Annotated in this window: 16 protein-coding genes; all 16 read left to right on the plus strand. The window is 30.0% G+C overall.

What is annotated here, in order from left to right:
• Positions 1-214: 214 nt before the first annotated feature.
• The 16 genes from DY168_RS04895 to DY168_RS04970 all read left to right on the plus strand — a co-directional run bounded on the left by DY168_RS04895 (position 215) and on the right by DY168_RS04970 (position 20809).
• The gene (locus DY168_RS04895) at positions 215-1216 is read left to right on the plus strand and encodes an ABC transporter ATP-binding protein (protein ID WP_115640742.1); all 1002 of its coding nucleotides are present in this window, start codon (positions 215-217) and stop codon (positions 1214-1216) included.
• A gap of 1 nt (position 1217) precedes the next feature.
• Positions 1218-2159 carry an ATP-binding cassette domain-containing protein gene (locus DY168_RS04900; RefSeq protein ID WP_115640743.1) on the plus strand — a complete coding sequence of 314 codons (942 nt, stop codon included), beginning with the start codon at positions 1218-1220 and terminating at the stop codon, positions 2157-2159.
• 1 nt (position 2160) lies between these two features.
• Complete coding sequence (gene opp4B / locus DY168_RS04905; protein WP_115640744.1) at positions 2161-3126, plus strand: oligopeptide ABC transporter permease; 966 nt, start codon at positions 2161-2163, stop codon at positions 3124-3126.
• 12 nt (positions 3127-3138) lie between these two features.
• On the plus strand, positions 3139-4098 hold the full coding sequence (locus tag DY168_RS04910; RefSeq protein ID WP_115640745.1) for an ABC transporter permease: 960 nt from the start codon (positions 3139-3141) through the stop codon (positions 4096-4098).
• A gap of 20 nt (positions 4099-4118) precedes the next feature.
• Positions 4119-5933 carry an oligopeptide ABC transporter substrate-binding protein gene (locus tag DY168_RS04915; protein WP_115640746.1) on the plus strand — a complete coding sequence of 605 codons (1815 nt, stop codon included), beginning with the start codon at positions 4119-4121 and terminating at the stop codon, positions 5931-5933.
• Between the two features lie 221 nt (positions 5934-6154).
• On the plus strand, positions 6155-7291 hold the full coding sequence (locus DY168_RS04920; RefSeq protein WP_172556269.1) for a metallophosphoesterase family protein: 1137 nt from the start codon (positions 6155-6157) through the stop codon (positions 7289-7291).
• The gene (locus tag DY168_RS04925; RefSeq protein WP_115640748.1) at positions 7291-10065 is read left to right on the plus strand and encodes an ATP-binding protein; all 2775 of its coding nucleotides are present in this window, start codon (positions 7291-7293) and stop codon (positions 10063-10065) included. The genes DY168_RS04920 and DY168_RS04925 overlap by 1 nt, the downstream gene beginning before the upstream one ends.
• Positions 10066-10237: 172 nt before the next feature.
• Positions 10238-11716 (plus strand): ISLre2 family transposase, encoded by a 1479-nt coding sequence (locus DY168_RS04930; protein WP_115640749.1) that lies wholly within the window; start codon positions 10238-10240, stop codon positions 11714-11716.
• Between the two features lie 176 nt (positions 11717-11892).
• Positions 11893-12246 carry a hypothetical protein gene (locus DY168_RS04935; protein ID WP_115640750.1) on the plus strand — a complete coding sequence of 118 codons (354 nt, stop codon included), beginning with the start codon at positions 11893-11895 and terminating at the stop codon, positions 12244-12246.
• Positions 12247-13416, plus strand: a complete 1170-nt coding sequence (locus tag DY168_RS04940) for a cation:proton antiporter (protein ID WP_115640751.1) — start codon at positions 12247-12249, stop codon at positions 13414-13416.
• Positions 13417-13761: 345 nt separating this feature from the next.
• Positions 13762-15816, plus strand: a complete 2055-nt coding sequence (locus DY168_RS04945; RefSeq protein ID WP_115640752.1) for a methyl-accepting chemotaxis protein — start codon at positions 13762-13764, stop codon at positions 15814-15816.
• A gap of 210 nt (positions 15817-16026) precedes the next feature.
• A complete protein-coding gene (locus DY168_RS04950) occupies positions 16027-17046 on the plus strand; it encodes an ABC transporter ATP-binding protein (protein ID WP_115640753.1) in 1020 nt (339 codons plus the stop codon).
• The gene (locus DY168_RS04955; RefSeq protein ID WP_115640754.1) at positions 17043-17912 is read left to right on the plus strand and encodes a carbohydrate ABC transporter permease; all 870 of its coding nucleotides are present in this window, start codon (positions 17043-17045) and stop codon (positions 17910-17912) included. Before DY168_RS04950 ends, DY168_RS04955 begins: the two co-directional genes overlap by 4 nt.
• Positions 17913-17924: 12 nt before the next feature.
• Positions 17925-18749 carry a carbohydrate ABC transporter permease gene (locus DY168_RS04960; protein WP_423237245.1) on the plus strand — a complete coding sequence of 275 codons (825 nt, stop codon included), beginning with the start codon at positions 17925-17927 and terminating at the stop codon, positions 18747-18749.
• Positions 18750-18873: 124 nt separating this feature from the next.
• Positions 18874-20202, plus strand: coding sequence for an ABC transporter substrate-binding protein (locus DY168_RS04965; protein WP_115640756.1), 1329 nt, complete (start codon positions 18874-18876; stop codon positions 20200-20202).
• 61 nt (positions 20203-20263) lie between these two features.
• The gene (locus tag DY168_RS04970; protein WP_115640757.1) at positions 20264-20809 is read left to right on the plus strand and encodes a CD3072 family TudS-related putative desulfidase; all 546 of its coding nucleotides are present in this window, start codon (positions 20264-20266) and stop codon (positions 20807-20809) included.
• The last annotated feature ends 47 nt before the right edge of the window (positions 20810-20856 follow it).

A 20856-nucleotide genomic window follows, 5' to 3' on the forward strand; every position in this document is an offset into this window, starting at 1 on the left:
TTATCTGTTAATGGATGAATAACAAACTGTTAATGTTAAGAACTACTTAATACTAACGTATACAAATGATTTAAGTAATATTAATCAAATTATATGAATAATAATTATAAAAGGGGGTCACACTAGCGAGGTTTAAATCACTATTTAAATTTAAACTTTTTTTAAAATTTGTATAATCATCTAATAAATATATAAGTTAGAAAGGAAATAGAGAATGGAAAGTGAAAAGATATTAGAAATAAAGGATTTGCATACGGGATTTCGATTTAAAGACAAGTACTTTGATGCAGTAGATGGTGTTTCTTTAACCTTAAACAGAAACGAATTATTAGCAATAGTTGGAGAGTCAGGTTGTGGGAAGAGTACTATTGCTAACTCTATAGTAGGGTTACATAATAGTAGCTTTACTAAGGTAAGTGGGGAAATAATTTATAAAGGGGAAGATATAATAAACTACTCAGAAGAAAAGTTTAATAACATTAGAGGCAAAGAAATCGGTTTTATTTTCCAAGATCCATTAGCATCTTTAAATCCACTACATAAAATTGGAAAGCAAATAGAAGAATCTCTTATATATCATACTGATTTAAATAAAAGACAAAGGCGAGAAAGAATGTTAGATTTATTAAATCAAGTAGGCATTGTAAAACCCGAAAAAACTGCTGAGCAGTTTCCACATGAATTATCAGGGGGAATGAGACAAAGGGTTCTAATAGCTATTGCACTTTCTTGCAAACCTAATATTATAATAGCAGATGAGCCAACTACTGCACTAGATGTTACTATACAAGCTCAGATACTAGACTTGCTTTCAGAACTTCAAAAAGAGATTAATGCAGGAATTATACTTATAACACATGACTTAGGGGTAGTTGCACAAAATGCAGATAGGGTTGCTGTTATGTATGCAGGACAAATTGTAGAGCTAGCTGATGCAAAAGAGCTTTTTAATAATCCACTGCATCCTTATACAAAATCATTACTAAACTCTATACCTAATGCTGAATTAGTTGGGCAAGAATTGCATGTAATAAAAGGTATGGTACCGTCTTTAGAAAACTTGCCAAGAAAGGGTTGTAGATTTAAAGAACGAATTCCATGGATATCAGATTCAGAACATGAAGAGGATTCAATCCTTCATGAGGTTTCAAAAGGTCACTTTGTAAGGTGTACATGCTGGAAGAATTTTTATTTTGAAGATGAAGTGGGGTGCTAAAATGGAATTTTTGAAAATAGATGATTTAAAAGTTCACTTTCCTATTCGTGGAGGAGTACTTAATACCATAAAAGATTATACTCGTGCTGTAGATGGTGTATCACTTTCACTTGAAAAGGGAAAGACATATGGACTTATAGGGGAGTCAGGGTCAGGCAAAACAACTATTGGGAAAGCTATTGTAGGATTAGAAGATTCAACAGAAGGCAAAATCTTATATAACAACCAAATAGTAAATACAAAAAGGTTAAGAAAAAAGGCTGGGTACAATAAGGATGTACAAATGATATTTCAAGATGTTTTATCTAGTCTTGATCCTAAAAAAAGAATTATAGATATAATAGCAGAACCTATTCGTAATTATGAAAAGTTAAGTAAAAAAGAAGAATTAGAAAAAGTATTAAAATTATTAAATATAGTAGGAATGCCAAAAGATTCTTTGTATAAATATCCTTATGAATTTTCAGGGGGGCAGCGTCAAAGAATAGGTGTGGCTAGAGCTGTATCTTTAAATCCAAAACTTATTGTAGCGGATGAACCTGTATCGGCCCTTGATTTGTCAATACAAGCTCAAGTATTAAACTTTTTAAAAGAGGTGCAAAGAGATTTTAATTTAAGTTACCTTTTTATATCCCATGATTTAGGTGTAGTTAAACATATGTGTGATTATATTTATATCATGCATAGAGGAAGATTTGTAGAGACTGGTACAAGGGAAGATATATATAACAATCCTCAGCATATTTATACAAAAAGATTAATAGCTGCTATACCACAAATTTCTGTAGCGGATAGAGTAAAGAGTAGACAAGAAAGAATTATGGTGGAAGAGGAATATAACAAAAGAGAAAAGCTGTTCTATGATGAAAATGGCAGAGCATTTGATTTAATTCAAATTTCTAAAACCCACTATGTGTCAGTAAGAGAAAAGGGGGATCTATAAGATGTGGAAAACCGTATTGCGTAGAGTGTTATTAATGATACCTCAACTTTTAATATTAAGTGTAATTGTTTTTGGGTTTGGTAAGATGATGCCTGGAGATCCTTTTACAGGATTAATAAGCCCAGAGACGGATCCTTTGGTAATTGAAGAATTAAAGGAAAGGGCGGGGCTAAACAAGCCTATACCTGTTCAATATAAAAACTGGATGGTTAAGATGCTTAGAGATGGTGATTTTGGAAGATCTTACACCCAAAAGGTACCAGTTTCTTCACTTATAGGTGAAAGAGCAAAAAATACCTTATGGCTATCTTTACTAACATTGATCTTAACTTACTTAATAGCAATTCCACTTGGGATTTATGCGGGAAGATATGAAGGTTCAAGGTTTGATAAAGCTGTCATAATGTATAATTTTATAAGTTATGCAATACCTACATTTGTAATAGGTCTTGTGTTTCTTTTAATATTTGGATATAAATTAGGATGGTTTCCTACTGAAGGCTCTGTAGGCATTGGACTACAAAAAGGAACATTTGCATATTTTAAAAGTAAGCTACATTACATGATTTTACCTGCAGTTTCAGCGGCTATAGTAAGGACAACTGGAACCATACAATATTTAAGAAATGAAGTAATTGATGCTAAAGGTCAAGATTATGTAAAAACAGCTAGAAGTAAGGGAGTTCCTATAAATAAGGTTTATTCTCAACATATATTTAGAAATTCATTACTACCTGTAGCAGCATTTTTCGGATTTACCATTATGGGACTTTTAAGTGGGTCTGTATTTATTGAAACTATTTTTAGCTATTCAGGCATGGGTGAATTATTTATTACATCAATAAATAGTAGAGATTACTCAGTTATGAATGCCTTGGTTTTATTATTTGGATTTTTAACATTAATGGGTAGTTTATTGTCTGATATAATTATGACAATTGTTGACCCTAGAATAAGAATAGATTAGGAGGGATCAAATATGAGTAAACAAGACATTGAAGCCAAGGATATTGCCTCCGAAATAGAACTAAAAGCTATTGCTAAAGAAGCTGATGAAAAAGAATTAAAATCAGTTAGTGAAGTGCCATCTTTTTGGAAGGTACTTAAAAGGGAATTTAAGGTAGATAAGATAGCAACGACATGTCTTATTATTTTGGTTATAATAATGGCTACAGTATTAATAGGATCTTTAGTTATAGACCAAAATGAAATTATGAAAATAAATTTAAGGAATAGATATAAAGCGCCAGGAGCAGAATTTATTTTAGGAACAGATATAGGCGGAAGATCCATTGCAGGTCAACTGTTAATTGGAGGAAGAAATTCTATTTTAATAGGATTTGCAGTTACTGTAATAACATCTGTAATTGGTATAATTGTTGGGCTAATTGTAGGTTACCATGGCGGAATGGTAGATAATATAATAATGAGGATATGTGATTTCATCTCTGTTCTACCTACAACATTACTCATAATTACATTTGTAGTGGTAATTCCAAAGTATACCATGTGGCATTTTATATTTATAATGAGTGTATTTTATTGGGTTGGTATTACGAGATTGGTAAGAAGTAAAGCTTTATCAGAAGGTAGAAGAGACTATGTAAATGCATCGAAGATAATGGGAACAAGTAACTTAAAGATTATGTACGGTGGTATTTTACCTAATATTAGTTCCATTATAATTGTAGATTTAATTTTAAGCTTTGCTGGCAATATTGGAATTGAAACTGGATTATCATTTTTAGGATTCGGTTTACCTCCGTCAACACCTTCGCTAGGAACATTGGTATCTTATGCGAGAACTCCGGGGGCTATGTCAAATAAGATATGGTTATGGTTACCCGCATCTTTATTAATATTAGTAATGATGCTGTGTATAAATTATGTCGGTCAAGCTTTTAGAAGAGCTTCTGACGCAAAACAAAGATTAGGATAGAATAAAGGGGGAGTAGTAAAATGAAAAAAAGTTTAAAGCTTATGGTCCCATTACTATTAGCATCAACACTTTTATTAGCAGCCTGCAACAAGAAGTCTGCTGATGGAGGTGGAGCTACTGCAGGTGGAGAGAAGGAAAACGCACTATTAAAAATAGAACTTCCTCATCCAGATGTACTTCAAAAGGAAGGGAAAACAGTTGGAGGAACCCTTAACGTTGCTTTAGTTACAAGCACACCTTTTGAGGGTATTTTCAATACCTTCTTATACTCAAATAAGTCAGATTCTGACATAATGTCACCAATGCTTGGATCATTTACAAAAGCTGGAGAAAATTATGAAATTGTTGATGGTGGATATTGTGACGTTAAATTTGACAAAGAAGCTAAAAAGGCGACTTATAAAATTAATAAAGACTTGACTTGGAGCGATGGAGTTCCAGTAACATCAGATGATTTAATCTTTGTATATGAATCTGTTGCAAACAAAGATTACGAAGGAATAAGATTTGATTCAGATTATAGAAATGTTGTAGGTATTGAAGAATATAATAAGGGAACTGCAGAAACCATATCAGGACTTAATAAAATCGACGATAAAACATTAGAAGTATCTTTTAAGAAATATTATCCAGGAATACTATGGGGTGCAGGATTAACATTTAATGCTGAGCCAAAGCATTATTTAGGAGATATTCCAATAAAGGAAATGGAAAGTCATGATAAAGTTAGAGTAAAGCCATTATCTTGTGGACCATTTGTGGTTTCTAACATTGTTCCAGGAGAATCTGTTGAATATATACCTAACCCACATTGGTTTGGAGAAAAACCTAAAGTAGATAAAATTGTTTATAAAAGAACAAGCCCAGATACAATAGTAGAAGCATTAAAAGCTGGAACTTTTGATGTTGTTGATGGTATTACTGTAGATAGCTATAAAGAGTACAAAGATTTAAGTAATATTGAATTACTATCTTCAGTAGATAGATCTTATGGATATGTAGGATTTAAATTAGGAAAGTGGGATGGTGAAGCTAAAGAAGTAAAAACTGATACTACTAAAAAAATGTCAGATGTTAAATTAAGACAGGCCATTGCTTATGCTATGGACAATAAAGAAGTATGTGAAGTGTTCTACAATGGTTTAAGACTACCTGCTAACTCTGTAATGGATCCAGCACATGCTACTTTTTGGAATTCAAAGTTACCTGGATATAATTACGATCCAGAAAAAGCAAAGAAAATGCTTGATGATGCTGGATATAAAGATGTAGATAATGATGGAATGAGAGAAGATACAAAGGGAAATAAGCTAAAAATTAATTTCCTTTCAATGTCAGGTGGAGAGGTTGCTGAACCATTAGCTCAATTCTATGTTCAAGGTTGGAGAGATATAGGGCTTGATGTAAATCTTCAAAATGGTAGATTAGTAGATATGAACGCATTTTATGATATGGTTCAAAATGATAATGAAGAAATAGATATGTATATGGGCGGATGGGGTACAGGATCTAATCCAGATCCATCAGGATTATATGGAAGGCAAGCTCAAATGAACTATACAAGATTTGCAACTGAAGAAAATGATAAATTACTAGATGCTATTGCTTCAGAAGATGCATTTTCAAAAGATGGGATTAATCAAGAATATTTAGTTAAGGCTTATCATGACTGGCAACAATATATTCATGATCAAGTTCCAGTTGCACCTACTAACTTTAGGTATGGAATAACAGCAACAAATAAGAGAGTTAATAGCTGGGATTTAAGGACAGTTAGTGACTGGGGTTGGGAGAAAGTTGGATTATTATCCGATGCTCCTGAAAAGGCAAAATAGTAAAAGGTTAGCTTAAAGATACAAAGTATTATTTAAAAAAGGCTGTCTCGAAATAAAAAATTGAGGCAGCCTTTTTAGTGTTAAAAATAAAAACTGGTCTGAAGAACTTACTTTTTAAATATACAGTTTATAAAAGTATACATATTTAAGTTGAATAATTACGTATATTTTGATAAAATTAAAACATTAGAGAACTAAGGTTCGATGGGAGGGTTTTGATTTTGAAGGATATAAAAATATTGCACTGCAGTGATTTGCATTTTGATACACCTTTTAGTGAGTTAGATAAAGATTTTGCAGAAAAAAGACGTGAGGACCTAAGGGAGACATTTGGAAATATAGTTAACTTAGCGAAAAAAGAAAATGTAGATATACTCTTAATATGTGGAGATTTATTTGATAATCAAAGAGTTATGAGAACTACCTTAGATTATATAAGAACAAAACTAGAAGATATACCAGAGATCAGAGTGTTTATAGCTCCTGGAAATCACGATCCATATAACGATAAGACATTTTATACTATGATAAATTGGCCTTTAAATGTTCATATATTTAAATCAAATATGGAGGCTGTATACATAGAAAATAAAAATATAACAGTCTATGGACAAGGATTTTCAGAGTATTATGAAAGAGAGTCATTTCTTAAGGACTTTTCCAGTAAGTTTAAAATTAATGAAAAACACATAAATATAATGGCCTTGCATGGAGAGATAAGTGATAGAGGCAAGATAAATGAGTATAATCCCATTACCCCTTATGAAATAGGAGAAAGTAAGATGGATTATATTGCATTAGGGCATAGACATAGTTTTTCTGGTATAAAAAGAGAAAAGAATACTCGCTATTCCTATTGTGGAAATCCAGAAGGAAGAGCCTTTGATGAAAAAGGTGAGAAAGGTGTAGTATTAGGTTCCATATCTAAAGGCAATGTAGATTTAAATTTCATACCTATATGCAAAAGAAGATATGAAGAGATATCTATAAATATAGAGAATGCATTAACCTATGAAGACATAAGTAATAATATCATATCCTCAATACCAAAAGACAGTATATATATAGACATTTATAAGGTAATTCTTTTAGGAGAAGTTAAAGAAGATTTTTCTATAAATTTAGAAGTATTAAAAGAAAAGGTTTCAAAACACTTTTATTATATAAAATTAAAGGATTCTACAGAAATTAAGCTAGATTATAATGTTATTTCTAAAGAATTTACATTAAAAGGACTCTATACTAAAAAGATGTTACAAAAAATAGAGGAAGCAGAAAAAGATGAAGATAAAAGACTACTAAAAGAAGCATTAAAGGCAGGAATACAATGTTTAAGCAATAAGGAGTTGATCCTTTAATGATAATAAAAACACTCAATATAATTAGATTTGGTAAACTTAAAAATAAAACCATTGAATTAAAAGAAGGTATAAATATAATATATGGTAGAAATGAAGCAGGTAAAAGTACAATACAAAGCTTTATAAAAGCAATGCTTTATGGTATGAACTCTCAAAAGAAGTCTATTAGAGAAAATGGAAGAAAAAGATATATGCCATGGAGTGGGGAGAGGGGACAAGGTGAACTTATTTATGAGGATAATGCTGGAAATGAATATATAATAAGAAGAAGCTTTGGAAACACAAAAAAAGAAGATCAAGGAGAAATAATTCATTTTATAAGTGGGGAAAAGTTAAGAGCTATAAATGTAATAGAACCCGGAAAGGAAATTCTAGGATTAAATGAAGAGGGCTTTAATAAGACATTATTCATAGAACAATTAGGTCTTGAAATAAACAGAGGAAAAGAAGATGGGATACTAGAAAAGCTTACTAATCTTGCTGAAAGTGGAGATGAGGATAGATCTTATGAAAAGGCCATTAAAACTTTAGAAGAGGCTAAAAAGATTATTACGACTCCAAGGAAAAATGGAAAACTAGATGAACTAAGACTAAAACTTATAAGTTTAAATACTGAATGCAAAGAAAGTCTTAGACTTAGTGATGAAAATATCGAAGAACAAATTGAGTTAAATAATCTAAAATATAAGAGAAACTATTTAAGAGCTAATATTGAAAAGTTAGAACTGTATAAAAAACATATAAAAAGAATAAAATTATATAAAGAATATGGAGAAATACTAGAATACTTAAAAAAGAGTAATGAATTAAATCAAAAAATAGAAGAAGTAGAAGAGGGTTTAGTAAGTGATGAAGGAAGTATAGATAATCAATTTATTTCTTCATTAAAAGAAGAGTATAGGGGATATAAGCAACTAAAAGATATACAGGTGGAAAGGTTAGAAAACAAGGACATAATAAGCAATTCTTTAAAGCTTAAGGAAAATGAGTTTTGTGAATATGAAATGTTTAATAATTTAGATGAAGATGTAGAAAGAAAGGTTATTTCTCTATGCCTAGAAAAGAAAAATATAGAAGAAAAGATAAAAGATATAGAGAAGATAGATTGTGAGATTGAGAACCTTAATAAAGACTTAGGAAAGTTAAAGGGTAAACATGAAAAGGTATCCTATATGAGTGATATTAACAGTAAAATTCAAGGCATCTTTTATGATTATGAAAACAAATTAAAGGAATTAAAATATAAGATCAGTAAAGATAGCATAGATTTTGAAATCTTAAATAAGAAACAAAGCTATAAAAAAAAGAAGACATTAAGTTTTATATTAAGTACTTGTTTTTTTATAATAATTTTATTACTTTCATTTCTTAAGGGGTTTGGAATTTATAAAGTAAATTTAATATATATACCTATAATTATATTATCAATATCATTTATAATTTCAGTTAAAGGATATAAAGACTTAAGTAAAGTTGTACATAATATAGAAAAACAGGAATCATTATATGAAGACATTTCTAATCTTAAAAATTCTATAGTAACTATAGAAGAAGACTTAAAAAGATACTACGAGTTATCTGGAGCGAAAGATCACGAAGAATTTTTAATTAAGATAAAAGATTATAATGATAATAAAGAAAAAATAGACAAGATGATAATAAAAATAGAAGAAAAGCTACTAAGTAGATCAAAGTATAGCTTAGATGTACTAGAAGACGAGTATAAAAATATATGTAGATATATAGATTTTATACTAGAAGATACAAATAGTTATGATATAGAAGACTTTTTAGATAGATATAAAGAATTTAAAGAAATAAATAAAAATATAGATATTTTAAAATCTGAGGTAAGGGTAGAGGCTTTATCGTTAGAGCATATTAGTGAAGAAATAAGTATAAAAGAAAAAAACATAAAAGATACTATGGATAAGATAAACAAATCACACATCAATATAGAATCTATTCCAAATGAAATAGAAAAGCTTGAAGAAAAGTTAAAAGAAAAACAAGAAATAGAGGGTAGATTAAAAAGTATTGAAAGTAATTATGAACTTTTATTAAAAGATAGAGATTTAGAAAAGATGAAGGAAGAAATAGGAGATATAATAAATGAAGATATAGAAGAAAACTTTAAAAATGAAGAGGATTTAGATGATGCAATTAGAGAAAGAAATAAAGACTTATTATATGTGGAAAAAAGGCTAAGGGATATAAAAAACTCTATAGATAATAAATTTATAGGTAAAAGAAGAATTATAGAAATAGAAGAAGAAATAGACGCTATAAAAATTGAAATAGAGTTACTTCAATATAGATTTCAATATATAAACATTGCTTATGACACATTAACAGAATGTTTTAAAGAACTTCAAAGAGATTTTGGGCCAATACTTAATGAAAAGGTAAGTAAGATATTTTCTTCAATAGTAATAGATAATTATGAAGAAGTTAAGGTAGCGGAAAATTATTCACTAAAGGTTAGAGACAAAGATAAAAATGATATTATAGAGGCAGAGTATTTAAGTAATGGTACACTAGATCAAATATATTTTTCTTTAAGAATGGCATTTATAGACCTAATATTTGGTGAGGAAATGGTAATCCCTATTTTTTTAGATGAAGCATTTATACAATATGATGACGAGAGACTTTTAAAGTCATTAGAGTATATTAAAACTATAGATAAAAATAGGCAAATTATAATATTTACCTGTCAAAAAAGAGAAGTAGATATATTGAAGAAGGATTCTAATATAATATATATTTAATTAAATTAGTAACTAATTTTTAATATAAACATAATCGTTAGAGTATAATTTTAGTAGGCAGAACTAGTATAAAAAACTATATAAATAAAAGGAGATGCAAAAACATCTCCCCAATACATAAATTATCCATTATAATTTTATTATCTAGACAAAACTGAATGGAGTTGAATTTATGTATAATGTTAGTTTAAATGAAAACGGCTTAACTTTCAAGGAGATAGAGAAAAAGATTTATAAGATGGTTTGTGATGAAGCCTGCCATGTTTTAAAAAATGTGTTGGAAGCTTTAGATGAAAAGCTACTTAAAGAAAGAGATATTAAAGTATATAGAAATAAGGGACTTAAAAAGACTTGTTTAAGAACGATTATGGGGGATGTTGAATATTCAAGACGTATCTATCAGTTTGAACTTGAAGATGGTAAAACAGCTACTAAGTTCCTTTTAGATGAGTATCTAGGCATGGACACCATAGGTAATGTATCTATAAATCTTGTAGAAACTATTTTAACTAACGTGTCAGAAGTATCTTTTAGAAAAACAGCTGAAAATATAAAAACAATGTGTAATCAGGAAATTAGTGCTCAAGGAGTTTGGAACATAGTTCAAATGGTTGGAGAAAAGATAAATGAACTAGAAAAGCGTAAGATTGAACTAAATGAAAAAGGTGCGTTGAAAGGCGAAAAGGAAGTACCAGTGCTATTTCAGGAGCAAGACGGGGTATGGTTATCCATTCAGGGAAAAGATAGACCAAAGGGTAAGAATAGAAAAAAAGAACTTAAATTAGCAGTATCTTATACAGGTTGGAAGTTGCGTCCAGGCAGTAAAAAAGAATATGTTGTTATTGATAAAACTGTTTGTGCAAGTTTTAATAGTTCTAGCCACTTTAAAAAAGTTGCGGAAGCAACCATTGCTGAAAAGTATAATGTTGATGAAATAGAAACTAGGATATTAAATGGAGATGGTGCAAAGTGGATAAAAGCAACCTGTGAAGATCAAGACATACACTTTCAACTGGATCCATTTCATATAAGCCAAGCAATTATTAGAAAAGTAAGTGATAAAAAAGAACAGAAAGTCTTACTTAAGTTATTTAGGCAAGGGAAAGTTGATGAAGGATTAGAAGTAATTGTTAACATGATGATAGAAAATAATAAAGATGAAGTTGTTTTTAAAAAGCTTACAGAGCTATATGACTATTTTGTGCATAATAAAGAGGGCCTAGTTCCATATAAATTAAGAGACAATATAACTATGCCTACGGCACCCGAAGGGGTAGAATATAGGCAATTAGGGACTATGGAACATAACATTTGCGATGTGTTAGCACATAGAATGAAAGGTAGAAAAATGAGCTGGTCTATTAATGGAGCCGATAACTTATCTAAAATTTTAGCAGAAAAGTTCAGCAATAGATTATTTAGTACCTTGGATAAGATCTATAAAAACATTATACCGAAGGGCGTTATAGATGCTGTAATTCGTGAAATACCTTTATCCGCTTCCGCGGTTAATAAAAAGGGTACGAAATCTAAAGAATATAAGATACATACCGCGCCTATTCCTTATAGTGGAGCTGCGGTTACCTTTGGAAGAAAAGTAATACAAAGACTTTGTGGATTAAAAGGATTTGGAGATCTTAGTTACAATTAAGAATAAAAATGGGTAGGGTAAATTATAAATACCTCATGTAAAATAATGGATAATAAATCAAAGAAAATAGTTGCCCACTTTTACTTGACTCAAACAACATAATCTTGCAATTTTAAAATAATCACAAGGTATGCTATACTATATACATAAGATTTAAAATTTAAGGAGATGGTATTTTGCAAGTTTTGTTTTTAGTTCTTAATAAAATAGATTGTTTAGAAGGTATACTTGAGAACTTTGCTCTTGAGGGTATTAAAGGAGCTACAGTAATCGAGAGCACAGGGATGGCTAGAATATTGAATGATGTAGGGAATGATGTCCCAATGTTTGGATCAATAAGGATGATTATGAATGAAAGATATCCTTTTAATAAAACTATTTTTGTAGTAATTGAGGATCATCAATTGGATACAGCAGTATCTTGTATAAAAAAAGAAACAGGAGAATTATCTAAGCCCGATGTAGGGATAATATTTACTGTTCCTGTAGGTTACGTAGAGGGAATAAACGTTGGGAGAAAATCAGAATAGATGAATAGTTTATATTATGTATCTATTGTTATTTTCTCGGGTATGCTTTGCGCAAAATTACTTTCTAAAATAAAACTTCCAAACGTAACTGGATATTTAATTGCAGGTGTAATAATAGGCCCCTATGTTCTCAACGTAGTACCTTTAGACGCAGTAAAGTCTTTAGGTATATTATCAGATGCTGCCTTAGGATTTATTGCTTATGGAATAGGTAGCGAATTTTCAATAAAGAGTATAAAGAAAACAGGGAAAACTGTTATATTGATAACAATTTTTGAAGCTTTAGGAGCAGTATTTTTAGTGGATCTAGCTATGATATTTATATTTAAGCAGCCACTACCATTTAGTCTTACTATAGGTGCAATAGCTGCAGCAACTGCTCCAGCAGCGACTATATTAGTTATAAGACAATATAAAGCTAAGGGCGATTTTACTACTACACTTTTACAGGTGGTAGCTATGGATGATGCTGTCGGCATAATTGCTTTTGGGATTTCACTTGCAGTAGCTCAATCTCTAATAGGAGGTGTAGCTACATCTTTAGCTATGTCTATAATGAAGCCAATAATTGAAATATTACTATCTATAATTATAGGAATTATACTAGGAATCATATTTTCTTATATAGGTAAAAAAGTAAGAGGTGAAAATGAGCTATTATCTTTAACACTAGCATTTATATTTTTTGCTATAGGGATTTCCCTTAAATTTAATGCATCTACTCTTCTTACTTGTATGATGCTTGGGGCAACTATAACTAATTTAAGTAGTAATAGTAGTAGATTCTTAAGTATTGCAGATAGATTTACCCCACCATTATTTATAGCATTCTTTACAATAGCAGGTTTAGAATTGAATATTTCAGTAATAAAAAGTGTGGGTGTTATAGGACTTGGATACATGGTATTTAGAGTTGCAGGAAAAATGCTTGGAGTATATGTAGCAGCTAGTATAACAAAAGCAGAAGAAAATGTAAGGAAGTACTTAGGGCTTGCTTTAATACCTCAAGCAGGTGTAGCTATAGGATTATCACTGCTTGCAGAAAAGTCACTACCCCCTGAATATGGGCAGCCTATACGGACAATAGTATTAGCAGGAACTGTTATATATGAACTTATAGGACCGCTTGCATCTAAATATGCTTTGATAAAAGCAGGAGATATTAAGTAGTTCTTAGAAGGCACACTTTAAAGGTGCCTTCCTTTTTTTTGTAACAAACAATGTAAATTAAAGCTTGTATAAAATTATAGATACTGTGTTTTAATTTAAAAATCCTAATGAATTAAAAAATATAAAAAATATAAAAAATATAAAGTAATCAAAGAATTTAACGATAATAAGATGTATGTTATCTAGATATTATTTTTAAAATTTAATTTCATTAATAAATCAATGAAACTAGGAGGTAAATACATTAAAGAGCTAAGAAAAGAGTATCTTAATGGTTTATATTTAATAGACTTAAATAATAATGTTATATAACTTCAGCTAAAAAATATTTTAGGAGTGACTTGAATGAAAAAAATTAAAACCATAAGGATGAAGATAATAGTAACAATTTTACCTATAACTTTAGTATCCATGTTTGTTATGAATTACATAAGTTATGAAAAGTCAAAAAATATTATAAACGAAAAAACAGAAGTAAGTATGAAGAATCAACTTGAAGGAAACAAAAATTTAATTGAAAAAAGCTTAATAGAGAATGGACAAGCGTCAGAGTCGTTATCAAAAGTAGTTAAGGTATGCATGAATTCGTTATCAAAGGAACAGTATGGTGAAATTCTAAAAGAGATAATACTTACAAGTAAAGAAACCTACGGAACAGGAATTTGGTTTGAACCTTATAAATATGAAGAAAAATCAAAGTATTTTGGACCCTATGCTCATAAAAAGGGAGATAAAATTGTTTTTGTAGATGATTATAGCAATGAAGAATATGATTACCATAATCTAGAATGGTATAAAAATGGAGTGAAAGAGAATGAGGGTATTTCAAAGTGGTCTAAGGCTTATCGTGATAGTGTAACTAAAACTGCTATGGTAACAGCGACGGCTCCTTTTTATGGAATTAACAAGGAGTTTTTAGGTGTTACTACCGCAGATATTGACTTATCTACATTACAGAAGAATATAACAGACATAAAGGTTGGGGGAAAAGGTAAAGCTTTCTTAGTAGATAAAGAAGGCCAATATATAGCTGGAGTTGAAGAAAATAAGATATTAAGAACTAACATTACTGAAGAAGTAGACTCATCTTTAAAGTCTTTAGGGGCAACTATATTATCATCAAAAACAGGAGTTTCAGATTATATGGTGGGAGGAGAAAAGATAAGAGCATATTATGAAGAGATTCCAGAAACAAAGTGGATATTAGTACTAACTATACCAGAATCAGAATTACTAGCTAGTTCTAAGGAACTTTTCAAATTGCTTACTATAATAATAGGCGTAGCGGCTATATTAATTACTTTAACTATTCTTTTTGTTGTTACCAAAATTACTGTGGGCTTAAAGGATGTTAACAATCTTGCTATTGCAATATCAGAAAATGATCTAACTAAAACTATTGAGTTAAATAGTGATGATGAGATTGGACAGATGATTATGTATCTTAATAAGATGGCAGGCAACTTGAAAGAAGTGGTATTTAATATAAGAAAAAATATAGAACAATTGGCTGTAGCTTCCGAAGAGCTTTCTGCAAGTTCTGAACAAACAGAATCAGCTACGGATCAAATTGCTATGTCTATTCAAGATATAGCTTCTAATTCTGAGAAGCAGGAAGAACTTATGAAAGATAGTAGTAAGATGGTAGGAGAAATATCTAATGGAATAGAACATATAAGTTTAAATGTTCAAAATATGGCGGAAGAATCTCTTAGTACATATAAAAAGGCTAAAGAAGGAAATGATGTTGTATATAAAGCTATAGATGAAATGAGTAATATAAATGATAAGGTAGAACTGTTATCAGGTAATATAAATACGCTAGGTAAAAAGTCTTCTGAAATTGGAAATATAGTGTTAGTAATAAGTGAAATAGCGGAAAGAACAAACTTACTAGCATTAAATGCAGCAATAGAGGCTGCAAGGGCTGGTGAACAAGGCAGGGGATTTGCAGTAGTAGCGGAAGAGGTAAGAAAGCTTGCTGAGCAATCTGCTAGCTCAACAAGTCAGATAACAAAGCTTATTAATGAAATACAAAGAAGTATTTTAGAGGCTACTAAGGCTATGGATGAAAGTAGTAAGGCTGTAGATAGTGGAATTTCAACAGTAGAGAATGCAGGACAGTCCTTTAGTGAAATACTAGTTTCAGTAGATAGCATTTCAACAAAGATGCAAGATGCCTCTGCAGTTATTGAAGAGATTTCAGCAGGATCACAAAATACTGTTGAATCCATAGAAAACATGGCAAAAATGTTTGAAGAAACATCAGGTAGCACTCAAAATGTAGCTGCATCAGCAGAAGAACAAACTGCGTTAATGAAAGAGATTGCTTCAGCAGCTCAGACTTTAGCACAGATGTCACTATACCTTGAAGAAATGATGAGTGTATTTCAAGTATAATGTATATAGGATAATTAAAATTAAATAAGGTTAATTAAACTTAAGGGATTAAATTAGATGCGTCTAGTTTAATCCCTTTTATCTATAACAAGATACTATAGGTTATCAAAATACTATTTGTATTATCTATTAGAAATATATTACATTACATGATATTATAAAGAATGGTATTATAAAGAATGGTATTAATGAAGAATATAAGGTGATTAAATGAAAGTAACTATTGAAAATCTTAAAAAACAATATGAAAAGATTATGGCTGTAGATGATTTAAGCATAACCATTAAAGACGGAGAGTTAGTGTCTATATTAGGGCCTAGTGGATGTGGAAAAAGCACCCTGCTTTATGTGTTAGCAGGGATAGTAGAACCCACGGAAGGAAATATATATTTTGATGAAAAATTAATTAATAACATTCCTATAGAAAAAAGAAACATAGGATTAGTATTTCAAAATTATTCGTTATATCCACATATGACAGTACTTGAAAATCTCATGTTTCCACTAAAAATGAATAAGGTTAGTAAAAATAAAGCGATAGAGGAAGCAAAAGCTATAAGTAATTTACTTAAAATTGAAGAATTACTCAAAAGAAAACCTAAGGAACTCTCAGGAGGACAGCAACAAAGGGTAGCTATAGGAAGGGCTTTGATAAAAAAACCAGGACTTCTTCTTATGGACGAGCCTTTTTCTAATTTGGATGCAGCGCTAAGGATAGAAATGAGAGAAGAGGTGAAAAATCTTCAAAAAGACTTTAATATAACCACATTATTTGTAACACACGATCAAGAAGAAGCCTTATCAATATCAAATAAAATATTGTTAATGAACAAGGGAAAAGTAGTACAGTTTTCCACTGGAGAAGAGCTTTATCATAGTCCAAGCTCTATTTATGTAGCCACCTTTATAGGAAATCCTAAGATAAATCTAATAAAAAAAGAAGATTTTATTAAAAATATTGGTAATTTAGAAAAGATTCTGGATGAAAGAATAAAGACCTTTGGAATAAGAGCAGAAGATATAATAATTTATCCAAAGGAAGAAAGATATAGTGAATTAACTATTGCACATATAAAAAACATAATATCTTTAGGAAGAGATACTCATATTACGCTAATATGTAAAGGTATAGAGTTAAAGTCTATAATAACAGGAGAATGTAATTATAAAATAGGACAAGATGTTTTTATAAAGTTTAAAAAGATACATAAGTTTAGGGATTCAGTATGAAAAAGTTAAAAGGATTTCTATATATATTACCAAGTTTATTGATATTAATTATTTTTCAAATATATCCTGTTATTAAGGTATTGATTATGAGTTTTTACACAAAGTTTGATTATATAAAAGACATAGTTTATGAAAGAGGCTTTGATAATTATATATACGTTCTTACAGATGGAGATTTTTATATTGCCTTAAGAAATACCTTTACCTATGTAGCTATTGCTGTACCTTTATCAATAGGGTTATCTATATTTATCGCTACACTATTAAATCAAAATTTAAAACTAAAAAACTTTTTTAGAAGTGCTTATTTTTTACCGTTTGTAACCAGCACAGTAGCAATTTCAGTAGGCTGGAGATGGATATTTAACAGTGATCAAGGTCTTGTAAATTTGGTGTTGAATACATTAGGTTTTGCATCAAGACAATTTCTAAGAAGTCCTGAATATACTATGCCGCTTCTTATATTGTTAAGTATTTGGAAAAGTCTTGGGTACAATGTAGTTATAATATTAGCAGGACTGCAAAATATAGATGACAGATATTATTATGCAGCTAGGGTGGATGGTGCAGGTAAGTGGAATATATTTAGAAAGATAACACTACCTCTTTTATCCCCAATTGTACTTTTTCTTTCTATAACTTCTATTATAAGAGGATTTAAATTATTTGATGAAATTTTTGTTCTGTATGACAAATCACCAGGACCATTAAAAAGTGGGATGACCATAGTATATTATATTTTCAACAAGTTTTATATGAACTGGCAGTTTGCAGTAGCTTCAGCAGCAGCCTTTATACTTTTTATAATAATACTTATATTTACTTTAGTTCAATTTAAAATTGCAAAAAAGAAAGTTCATTATTAGGGGGGGGTTATGTTGAAAAAGGTAACACTAGAAAAGGGTTTGATTTACATAGTCCTTATTATAACAGCAATATTTATACTAACCCCATTTATATGGATTTTATTAACTGCACTTAAATCTCCAGAAGAAGTATTTGCAAATCCACCTGTTATTATACCAAGTAAGCTTCAATGGCAAAACTTCATTGAAGTATTTAAATTAAAAAATTTCAGTAGATATTTTTTGAATAGTGTGGTTATTACTATAGCTATTACTTTAGGCGAGCTTATAACAACTATACTTGCAGCCTTTGCTTTTTCTAATTTGGACTTTAAGGGTAAGGATATAATATTTACTTTACTAATTGGAACTATGATGGTACCAGGGGAGGTGCTCCTTATACCTAATTTTGTAACCTTGAGTAAGATAAAATGGATAAATACTTATAAGGCACTGATTATACCTTGGTGTACAAGTGTGACTTCAATTTTCTTTTTAAGACAATATTTTTTGAATATACCAAAACAACTTTATTACGCAGCAAAGGTAGATAACTGTAGTGACTTTAAATATTTAATTAAAATTGTTATACCTATTGCAAGTCCAGCTATATTTACTATAGCAATACTTAAAATAATTAATAGTTGGAATTCTTTTATGTGGCCTTTAATTATGACTAATTCAGAGAAAATGCGTACTTTACCAATTATCTTAGCAAAGTTCTCTTCGGAAGTAGGAATGGATTACCATATGTTAATGGCAGCTTCAACTATAATTATAACACCAATGATTATAATATTTATATTTTTATCAAAGTACATAATTAATGGAGTTAGCAAGGGTGGAATTAAGGGATAAATACTATATTTAATGTTAGTTTTTAAATTTTAACTATGATTTTAAAATATACCTAAAACCAAAAGTGTATTTATTTGATTTAAATATTAATATAATATTAAAATTTAAGAGGGGGTTTTACATAATGAAAAAAAGAAGTATATCAATTATATTAGCAGGAGTGATGTCCTTATCAATGATAGGTTGCTCAACAAAACCAGAGACTAAAGAAGATAAAAAGGTATCTAGTATAGAGACAGAAATCAAAGAAAATGTTGAAATAGACTTTTGGCATTCCATGAAAGGTGAAAATGAGGAGGCTTTAACAAAAATAACTAAAGAATTTGAAGAAAAGAACCCTAAAATTAAAGTTAACCTTGTAAATCAAGGAGGATACAGAGAATTATTTGAAAAGTTAATGGGCGGTGCAAAAAGCAATACACTTCCTACTATGACTCAAATATATAATAATAGACTTACGTGGTATATAGATAAAGATCTAGTTGAAGATTTAAACACTTATATATCAAATGATAAAGTAGGAATGAAAAAAGAAGAAGTAGAAGATATGCCTAAAATATTTTATGAAGATGGAACATTTGGTGATAAACAGTACACATTACCTTTTAATAAAAGCCAAATGGTGCTTTATTATAATGAGGACATGTTAAAAGAAAAAAATGTTTCTGTACCTAAAACTTGGGATGAATTTAAAGATGCAGCAAAAAAACTTACTGTAGACTCCAATAATGATGGGAATCCAGAAGTTTATGGAGTAGCATTTGAAAATAATATTTCAACAGATATAGGAATTTGGGTAAGACAATGTGGCGGAGAAATAATTAGCGAAAAAGATGATAAAATTAACTTTAACACTAAAGAAACAAAAGAAGCTGTAGAATTTATAGGAGGAATGATGAAAGATAAAGTTGCTACACTAGCAGGTGAAGACAAAAACTCTAATAATACTTTTATTAAAGGAAGGGCAGCAATGTGTGTAGCTTCAACTTCGGCGATTCCTTATATTCAAAAAGGGTTTAAAGGAAAATGGTTTTCAGCACCACTACCAGTAAATAAACAAGATGCCCAACTTTACTACGGGACAAATGTGGCAATGTTTAATACAGGAACTAAAGAACAAAAACTTGCTGGATGGATTTACCTAAAGCATTTAATTAATACTGAAAACACTGCATATTTTTCCATGAAAACTGGGTATATGCCAGTTAGAACATCAGCTATAAAAAGTGAAGAATATCAAAAGTTCTTAAAAGAGAATCCAGTAAAAGCAGTTCCAATGCAAACTTTAGATAAAGGGTGGACAGGAAGTAGATCTATTGGTTCAATACCAGCTTTAGATGTATTAGGAGAAGAACTAGAGCAAGTATTTAATGAAAAGAAAACTATAGATGAAGCGCTTAAAGATGCTCAAGAAAAAGGCGGAAAAGCTATGAAGGAAGCTAGAAGTAACTAAGTAATAATAGTGGATAAATTTTACTTAATAATATTATCTTATAAGCGGAGGGAGTAATGTTATGGAAAGAAGTAGAAAGATATGCATAGTTCCTCATTGTTTTTTAAACGCAAATTCAAAGGTAGAGGGACCTTGTAGATATAAAGCTGTATTAAAGCCTTTAGTTTATGCCTTGATTGAAAGAGACTATGGGATTATACAACTTCCTTGTCCTGAACTTACATTTTACGGAATAAGAAGGTGGGGACATGTGAGAAATCAATTTGATAATCCGTATTTTAGAAAACATTGTAGGGAAATATTAGAACCAATAATTTTGCAAATAAAAGAATATGAGGCAAATAATTATGAGGTAAAACATATAATAGGAGTAAATGGAAGCCCAAGCTGTGGAATAGATGTAAGCTGTGGATCTAATAGTTGGAAAGGCGAAATATCAAAGATAGAAAATCTAGAGTATTTAAAAAAAGATATAACCTACGATAATAAACCAGGAATATACATGGAAGAGTTTATCCAGCTATTAAAAGAAGAGGGTATTGAAATTAACTTTGTTGGAATTAATGAAAAAGATATAGATAAATACGATTTTAATAAAATATTATAAAGGTTAGGGATGCACTAATGTGGTGCATCTTTTTTTTTATGATGTAT

Source organism: Clostridium putrefaciens (assembly GCF_900461105.1).
In the GTDB taxonomy this organism is placed as follows: Bacteria; Bacillota; Clostridia; order Clostridiales; family Clostridiaceae; genus Clostridium_L; species Clostridium_L putrefaciens.

Bases quoted from the DNA above. Each gene is read 5' to 3' on its own strand.
- DY168_RS04895 (WP_115640742.1), top strand. From the start codon at position 215: ATGGAAAGTGAAAAGATATTAGAAATAAAGGATTTGCATACGGGATTT.
- DY168_RS04900 (WP_115640743.1), top strand. From the start codon at position 1,218: ATGGAATTTTTGAAAATAGATGATTTAAAAGTTCACTTTCCTATTCGT.
- opp4B (WP_115640744.1), top strand. From the start codon at position 2,161: ATGTGGAAAACCGTATTGCGTAGAGTGTTATTAATGATACCTCAACTT.
- DY168_RS04910 (WP_115640745.1), top strand. From the start codon at position 3,139: ATGAGTAAACAAGACATTGAAGCCAAGGATATTGCCTCCGAAATAGAA.
- DY168_RS04915 (WP_115640746.1), top strand. From the start codon at position 4,119: ATGAAAAAAAGTTTAAAGCTTATGGTCCCATTACTATTAGCATCAACA.
- DY168_RS04925 (WP_115640748.1), top strand. From the start codon at position 7,291: ATGATAATAAAAACACTCAATATAATTAGATTTGGTAAACTTAAAAAT.
- DY168_RS04930 (WP_115640749.1), top strand. From the start codon at position 10,238: ATGTATAATGTTAGTTTAAATGAAAACGGCTTAACTTTCAAGGAGATA.
- DY168_RS04940 (WP_115640751.1), top strand. From the start codon at position 12,247: ATGAATAGTTTATATTATGTATCTATTGTTATTTTCTCGGGTATGCTT.
- DY168_RS04945 (WP_115640752.1), top strand. From the start codon at position 13,762: ATGAAAAAAATTAAAACCATAAGGATGAAGATAATAGTAACAATTTTA.
- DY168_RS04950 (WP_115640753.1), top strand. From the start codon at position 16,027: ATGAAAGTAACTATTGAAAATCTTAAAAAACAATATGAAAAGATTATG.
- DY168_RS04955 (WP_115640754.1), top strand. From the start codon at position 17,043: ATGAAAAAGTTAAAAGGATTTCTATATATATTACCAAGTTTATTGATA.
- DY168_RS04965 (WP_115640756.1), top strand. From the start codon at position 18,874: ATGAAAAAAAGAAGTATATCAATTATATTAGCAGGAGTGATGTCCTTA.
- DY168_RS04970 (WP_115640757.1), top strand. From the start codon at position 20,264: ATGGAAAGAAGTAGAAAGATATGCATAGTTCCTCATTGTTTTTTAAAC.